Here is a 6,765-nt window from a genome sequence, read left to right on the forward strand (position 1 = left end):
AGGCCGTCGACCGCGCCCGACGCCTTCAACGCCGCCGCGACATCCGCTGTCGTCTCCGCGGACCGCAACTGATGCGACAGGCCTTCAGCCGCTGCCTCAGGCTCCCGCTCCACCGTGTTCGTCATGCCCTGTCATCCTTCCGTGAGGAGGACTTACACAGACCATTTGACACGCCCTCATCGTGGGCTCGCGCAGTGTGACGGCCCCCGCTGATCTCGCGTCCCATTTCCATTGGAACGGTGATGTTTTCGCCGACGGGCAGATCATCGACACCGTCACCCCGCGGCATGCTCGCAGTGTCGTCAACGACCCGAAGCTGCGGGTCGAGCCGGTGTGGGACCCCACCTCGCATCCGGCGGCGTGGCGGGCGGTGTGGCAGTACTCCAGCCGTCGTGCCCGCCGCGATCAGCGGACCCTCGCCGCGCAGGAAGCCCGCGCGAGAGCGGTGATCGACGGAAGCAAACCGGTCAAGGCCACCCGGTTCGTGAAAGTCGACGGCAAAGACCGCAGTCTCGATGAGGCGAGCCTCGAGCGTGCCCGCTCGTTGGTCGGGTTGAAGGGCTACGTCACCAACCTCCCGGTCACGGTGATGCCCGCGGGCGAGGTGATCGCCCACTATCACGAGTTGTGGCACGTCGAGCAGAGCTTCCGCATGTCCAAGACCGACCTGCGGGCGAGGCCGATCTTCCACCACACCCGCGACGCCATCGAAGCGCACCTGACCATCGTGTTCGCCGCGTTGGCGGTCGCGCGTGCCGTTCAGGAGCAGACCGGCCTCGCTATCGGCAACGTCGTCAAACAACTCCGGCCGCTGCGCAGCGCGACCGTCGCCATCAACGGTGCGACCCAGACGTTCCCACCGCAGATACCAGGCAGCCAAGCTGAAATTCTGGCCCAACTCGGCGTCGGACCGACACACTAAGCCGAATGTCCCAACTCGGGTCCGACTCGGTGGCGCTGACGCCAGCCTGATAACGCTCGCGAAGCGCCACCGAACGCAGCGGATCGCAACACTGAATCTGCGTCACTTCGCCATCGTTCGCCCCTCCCACATCGACGCCTTCACACTGCTCCCATCGGCCCATTCCTAGCCGCTCGATCCATGCGACTGTGAACCCCGGCACCGGACACACCAGACGCGGCCGGTCTGCGGACTCCACCTCGGGCAGGCCACGAAGCCGATAGAGGTGCCGCTAACGACTTGTCGGCAACCTCACCACCTCGTGCGCAGTTCGCCAGCCGCGGTCTGGAAATCAGCTGGCCAGGATGTGGACAGCTGATGTGGTGCGGTTGGGAGAATGATGACGTGACCGACTCCGTGCGCAACCAAGACGTAAATAACTAGTCGCACTGGTCCGACTAGTATACAGTGGCGGTGTGCGCACGATCACCAGTACAGAAGCGAAGGCCAAGCTGAACGCCGTCCTCGCCGAAGTCGAGAAGACAGGCAGCCCGATCACCGTCACCTCGCACGGCCGGGCCGTTGCGATCATCTCACCGGCGGAGCCGCGTAAGCGGACGTTCGGACAGTTCCCCGGCCTGACGATCCCCGACGACTTCGATGCCCCCCTCCCAGACGCCGAGCTGGGCGCCTGGGAGAACGCTTCGTGACTGCGATCCTCCTCGACACCAACGCTCTTCTCTGGCTTGCGAAATCGCCCGAACTGATCGCCGCGCCCGCCTTGGCGGTGATCGCGGACCCTGCCAACGAGCTGTTCGTCTCGGCCGCGTCCGCCTGGGAGATCGCGATCAAGACCCGACTGGGACGCCTCGACGGCTCCGGCCTCCTCTCGAGCTGGAGCGACACGCTCGCCGCCATGACCGCGCACGAACTCGCCATGGACTCCGCGGACGCGACCTTGGCAAGTCAGCTGAACTGGGACCATCGAGACCCGTTCGACCGGATGATCGTCGCCCAAGCCACCCGCCGAGGGCTGGCGATCGCCACCAGCGACCGAACCATCCCAGAGGGCGCGATGACCCCGGTCATCGTGACCAGGTAACCGACGTATCAAACGAAGGTTGAGCGATGCCGAATATGTTGCCCGAATCGTCGGAGCTGGACGTCAGAGACTATCTGTACATCGATCGCCAGCGAACTGGAAGCCTGCTGGCGCAGCTTATCGACGGCCTTCCCGAAGAACGGAGCGAAGCCAGGACCCGCTCGTGGAGCATTGCTGCAGGACTGCGCCGTGTAGCCTCCGTAGGCAAGGATATCGGCGAGAATAGCTCGCAGACTCTCGCTCTGGCAGACCTGCACGTATCGCAACTGGAGGAGTCCGCCGAGGCGCTGGGATTGCTCGCTGATGTGTCAGACAAGATGGCTCGACGGAAGTTCTGGCTTCGCGGCAAAGTGCGTGAGTCGGTTCGCCCGGGGATGCTCCTACGGGTCACCGCGCCAACTCAGCTGAGTGATATCGCCAGCATTGCTGGAACCTTCCGCCGCCTCAACAATGTCCTATCGGATTCTCCTTCCGACTTGGAGCAGATGCTTGGCGCCCTGGAAGCTCTTTACGGCGAGTCGATTACAGTCTCCGTGCGCACGGCACTTGCTGACGAGTACGAGGTCGGCTTCATGGGTGAGATCCCGCACGCACACGAGTTTGGGCCGATGCGACGGGAACTACTGCTGTCCCAGGTCGGAGCCGAAGCTACCGAGCTGACCACGATCATGCAGGTCTCCGCGATCCCCACCGAGCGAGAGAAGCTATCGCCCGAGCAGCTCCTGACGGAGATCAAGCCGCACGTAGATCGCCTGGTCGGCGGCGGGGGCACGGCAATCGACCGGGCAGCCCTGGACCAGCTCGCGGCCAGCTTCGGCGGAATGCTCACAATGACCGGCTTCGTAGCGGCCCCAGCTTGGCCAGCGATCGGGGTGGTTCCGCTCGCGATCTATAGAGGGGTTGGACACACTTCGCTCGATTCCGATGATGTCGAGTAATTGAACTGACAGGCAGATAGATGGTGCGACCAAGGAGGTGCTGTTAGCGACTTGCTGGCAAGTTTCGTTCGTGTGCCTAGCGGGGCCGCTGAGGAGGGAGTCGGCCCGCTAATACCTCGCAGTCCGGAGGGCCGGGGATGAGGTGGAGAAGGAACCGGGGTTCTTCGAGGGGACACCGTCACGCACTGCGGGCCTACGTTGAAGGGCGAGTTCGCGCGGACGGGACGTGTATATCGGGTGGGTGTTCACCTGCAGTGTCCGCAACAACGCGCATATCCACATCCTGGCGGCGTTGAAGGCCGCGGTGGATGAGATCCCGTTCGCGGTCACGGGTCTGGACTTCGACAACGGTACCGAGTTCCTTGGGTCACGCGGTGATGAACTGGGAGCGGGGAATCTACTTCACCCGGTCGCGTCCGTACAAGAAGAACGATCAGGCGACGATCGAGTCGGAGAGAAATCATCTGGTGCGGCGCAACGCTTTCTACTACCGGTACGACACCAGCGACGAGCGTGTGTTGCTGAAACGGTTGTGGAGACTGGTGGGCGACCGGCTGAACTACCTGACGCCGACGATCGAACCGGTCGGGTACGCGACGGGCGTCGCCGCGGACTCTACGACGAGCCGAGGACCCCGTTCTGCGGGGTACTGTCGGCCGCAGCAGGAGGCCGAGATGACCGCCTATCGGGACGCGCTCAGCCCCGCGCGGCTCGCACGGGACATCACCGACCTGCAGACCCGGCTCACGGTGATGGCGAAGGAGAAGACCGAGTAGATGGCGCCGGCGTCGATCCCGTCCGCGCTGCCCGACGTCTATAAGGGCGTCCGCGTCAAGTCCGGCTGACCCCGCCGACACCCTGCTGGTTTCGCGGGCATCTTGACATGAGGCACTACGGCATTCGTCCAGCGCAGGCGCTGTCATCCTGTCAATTATCGTCATCGGCAACAGAACCCCCTGGGCGAGACACGACTACTTCCGCCAACTGTCCGCAGTGCTTCGATAAGACAAGGTCTATTGCAAGCGCGTTCTGCGGAACGTTCAAGCTTCAACGTTCCGCGGAACGCGCACCGTTCAGGCGGTCGCACTGTTCCGGCGGTCGCGTCGGTCACGCGGTCGCGCCGCCGGTCTCGCGCACGGGCGGTACCTGCGGGATCGGCAGGATCAGGGCGCCCGGCGCACCGTCGGGCACGATCGGGTGGCGCGGCGCGGTGGGCGTGATGCGCGTGTAGCCGGCGCCCTGGGGTGGGCGTAGGTCCCGCTCCCCCTTGTTCGGCCACAGCGCCGCGGCACGCTCGGCCTGCGCCGCGATCGACAACGACGGATTGACGCCCAGGTTCGCCGAGATCGCCGCACCATCGACCACGAACAGGCTCGGGTAGTTGTGGACGCGGTGGTACGGATCGATCACGCCGTCGGCCGGGTCCTCGGAGATAGCGGCGCCGCCGAGGAAGTGCGCCGTCATCGGCACGTTGAAGATCTCGCCCCACGTGCCGCCGGCGATGCCGTCGATCTTCTCCGCGGCACGCCGCGTGGCCTCGTTGCCGACGGGGATCCAGGTCGGGTTGGGCGCGCCGTGACCCTGCTTCGAGACCATGCGCCGCTTGCGGGAGCCCGGGATCTTCTTGGTGAACGTGGTGATGGAGTTGTCCAGCGACTGCATCACCAGCATGATCAGCACCCGCTCGCCCCAGTTCTTCTGCTTCAGCAGCAGTGCGAGGTCACGTGGACGACGCGCAAGCCCCTTGGCCAGGCCGGGGATGCGGGTACGACCGGGGCCACCGTCGACCAGCAGCGTCTGCAGCAGGCCCATCGCGTTGGATCCCGGCCCGTAGCGCACGGGCTCGATGTGGGTGTCCGGGGTCGGGTAGAACGAGCTGGTGATGGCGACGCCCTGTGAGAGGTTCTGCTCCGGATCGGCCTTGTACTTGGCCGCGCCGAGGATCGCCTCCGAGTTGGTGCGGGTGAGCACACCGACCTTGTCGGACAGTCCCGGTAGCGCGCCGGTGTCCTTGAGGTGGTGCAGCAGGGTCTGGGTGCCCCAGGTGCCGGCTGCGAAGACGACGTTGTCGGCGGTGTAGACGGTGCGGTTCTTGCGCGCCCAGGCGCCGGTCTTCTCGGTGTAGACCTCCCAGACGCCCTTCCGGCCCTCACGCAGACCTGTCACCGTCGTCATCGGGATGAACCGGGCCCCGCCCCGCTCGGCGAGGTGGATGTAGTTCTTCATCAGCGTGTTCTTCGCCCCCACGCGGCAGCCCGACATGCAGGTGCCGCACTCGGTGCAGCCGGTGCGCGCCGGTCCGACGCCGCCGAAGAAGGGGTCCTCGTCGGTCTGCCCCGGCTTGTTGAAGTACACGCCGACGGGCGTCGCGACGTACGTGTCTGCGACGCCCATGTCCTCGGCGATGGCCTTGATGACCCTGTCGGACGGCGTCTCGTGCGGGTTCGGCACCACGCCGAGCATCCGACGCGCCTGGTCGTAGTAGGGCGTCAGCTCGTCGTCCCAGTCGGTGATCTGCTTCCACTGGGGGTCGTTGAAGAACGGCGCCGGAGGCTTGTACAGCGTGTTGGCGTAGTTGAGGGACCCGCCGCCCACGCCGGCGCCGGCCATCACGACCGCGTCGTTGAGCACGTGGATCCGCTGGATGCCGAAGCAGCCCAGCTTGGGCGCCCACAGGAACTTCTTGAGGTCCCAGGTGGTCTCGGCGAAGTCGGCGTCCTCGAACCGCCGGCCGGCCTCGAGGACGCCGACCCGGTACCCCTTCTCCGTGAGGCGCAGCGCCGTCACGCTGCCGCCGAAGCCCGATCCGATCACGAGAACGTCGAAGTGGTCGCCCGCCGTCTGCGCCATGTGAATCCCCTACCTGGAACCGTGTGAGCCACGTCGCTCACTACTCGCCGGTAAGGGTACTACTAAACGCGACTCAATAGTGGCCGTCCCCCGACTTGTCGGGGGCTGCTGCTAGACAGCAGGCATGGCTATCGTGATCCTGTTCCACTCCGTTCTGGGGCTCCGCCCTGCGGTTCGTGCGACGGCAGACGTGTTCCGCCGGGCCGGGCACCAGGTGTACGTCCCCGACCTCTACCGCGGCGAGGTGTTCGACGACATGGACGCCGCGGTGCGCTTCTTCACCGAGCTCGGTATACCCGAGATGATCACTCGCACCGATGCCGCGGTGGCGGGTCTGCCGACGGACGTGGTGTACGCGGGCTTCTCGAACGGCGGCGTATCGGCCGAGTACCTCGCCGCGACCAGGCCGGGCGCACGTGGCGTCCTGTTGATGCACGCCGCGCTGCCGATAGCCGAGCTCGGGGGCACCTGGCCACGCGCGGCGCCGGCCCAGGTGCACTACGCGCGCGACGACCCGTGGCGCACGCCGGACGGTGTCGATCGGCTCCGGGCCGAGGTCGAGGCGGCGGGCGGGGTGTTCACGCTGTTCGAGTACCCGGTCAGCGGGCACCTGTTCACCGATGCGGGGCTGCCCGAGTTCGACGCCGCGAGTTCGGACCTGGCCCACAGCAGGATGCTGGAGTTCCTCCGGGATCGGTGACCGCGGCTCAGTAGCCGCCCACGTTGAGGCCGACCTTCTGGAACTCCTTGGGGTCGGAGTAGCCGGCCTTGGCCATCGCCCGACGCAGGCCGCCGACCAGGTTGAGCTGGCCGCGGGCCTCGTAGGTGGGGCCGTGCAGGATGGTGGCCAGCGACGGTGGGGCGGCGTTCGGGTCGTCCCCCAGCGCGCCGAGCTGCGACGGTGCCACGGAGCCGCGGGGCAGCGACGGGAGGGCCGCCGCCGACGGCCAGAACCAGCCCCGGCCGGGTGCCTC

6 protein-coding genes and 2 pseudogenes are annotated in these 6,765 nt (G+C 66.3%); 6 read left to right on the top strand and 2 right to left on the bottom strand.

The genetic code is table 11. The features are described from left to right. Positions 1-172 precede the first annotated feature (172 nt). The 5 genes and pseudogenes from ABD908_RS26225 to ABD908_RS26245 form a co-directional block, all read left to right on the top strand. Positions 173-922: pseudogene (locus ABD908_RS26225) on the top strand (IS1634 family transposase); the annotation flags it as partial. Between the two features lie 455 nt (positions 923-1,377). Further along, on the top strand, positions 1,378-1,611 hold the full coding sequence (locus ABD908_RS26230; RefSeq protein WP_345001659.1) for a type II toxin-antitoxin system Phd/YefM family antitoxin: 234 nt from the start codon (positions 1,378-1,380) through the stop codon (positions 1,609-1,611). Next, positions 1,608-2,003 (top strand): type II toxin-antitoxin system VapC family toxin, encoded by a 396-nt coding sequence (locus ABD908_RS26235; RefSeq protein WP_345001661.1) that lies wholly within the window; start codon positions 1,608-1,610, stop codon positions 2,001-2,003. The genes ABD908_RS26230 and ABD908_RS26235 overlap by 4 nt, the downstream gene beginning before the upstream one ends. A 26-nt stretch (positions 2,004-2,029) precedes the next feature. Further along, positions 2,030-2,941: a DUF6414 family protein gene (locus ABD908_RS26240; RefSeq protein WP_345001663.1), complete on the top strand. Its 912-nt coding sequence runs from the start codon at positions 2,030-2,032 to the stop codon at positions 2,939-2,941. A gap of 362 nt (positions 2,942-3,303) precedes the next feature. Beyond that, entirely contained in the window at positions 3,304-3,717 is a 414-nt protein-coding gene (locus ABD908_RS26245) for a hypothetical protein (RefSeq protein ID WP_345001665.1), read from the top strand. A 331-nt stretch (positions 3,718-4,048) separates the two neighbouring features. Here ABD908_RS26245 and ABD908_RS26250 read toward each other — a convergent pair whose 3' ends face one another. After that, the gene (locus ABD908_RS26250; protein WP_345001667.1) at positions 4,049-5,791 is read right to left on the bottom strand and encodes a GMC family oxidoreductase N-terminal domain-containing protein; all 1,743 of its coding nucleotides are present in this window, start codon (positions 5,789-5,791) and stop codon (positions 4,049-4,051) included. A gap of 124 nt (positions 5,792-5,915) precedes the next feature. Here ABD908_RS26250 and ABD908_RS26255 point away from each other — a divergent pair, with 124 nt between their 5' ends. Next, the gene (locus ABD908_RS26255) at positions 5,916-6,491 is read left to right on the top strand and encodes a dienelactone hydrolase family protein (protein WP_345001668.1); all 576 of its coding nucleotides are present in this window, start codon (positions 5,916-5,918) and stop codon (positions 6,489-6,491) included. A 7-nt stretch (positions 6,492-6,498) separates the two neighbouring features. Here ABD908_RS26255 and ABD908_RS26260 read toward each other — a convergent pair. Beyond that, a pseudogene (locus ABD908_RS26260) lies at positions 6,499-6,765 on the bottom strand (GuaB3 family IMP dehydrogenase-related protein); the annotation flags it as partial.

The organism is Tsukamurella soli (assembly GCF_039541155.1).
Classification (GTDB): Bacteria; Actinomycetota; Actinomycetes; order Mycobacteriales; family Mycobacteriaceae; genus Tsukamurella; species Tsukamurella soli.

Coding starts and splice junctions, on each gene's coding strand:
- ABD908_RS26240 (WP_345001663.1), top strand. CDS start 2,030: ATGCCGAATATGTTGCCCGAATCGTCGGAGCTGGACGTCAGAGACTAT.
- ABD908_RS26250 (WP_345001667.1), bottom strand. CDS start 5,791: ATGGCGCAGACGGCGGGCGACCACTTCGACGTTCTCGTGATCGGATCG.
- ABD908_RS26255 (WP_345001668.1), top strand. CDS start 5,916: ATGGCTATCGTGATCCTGTTCCACTCCGTTCTGGGGCTCCGCCCTGCG.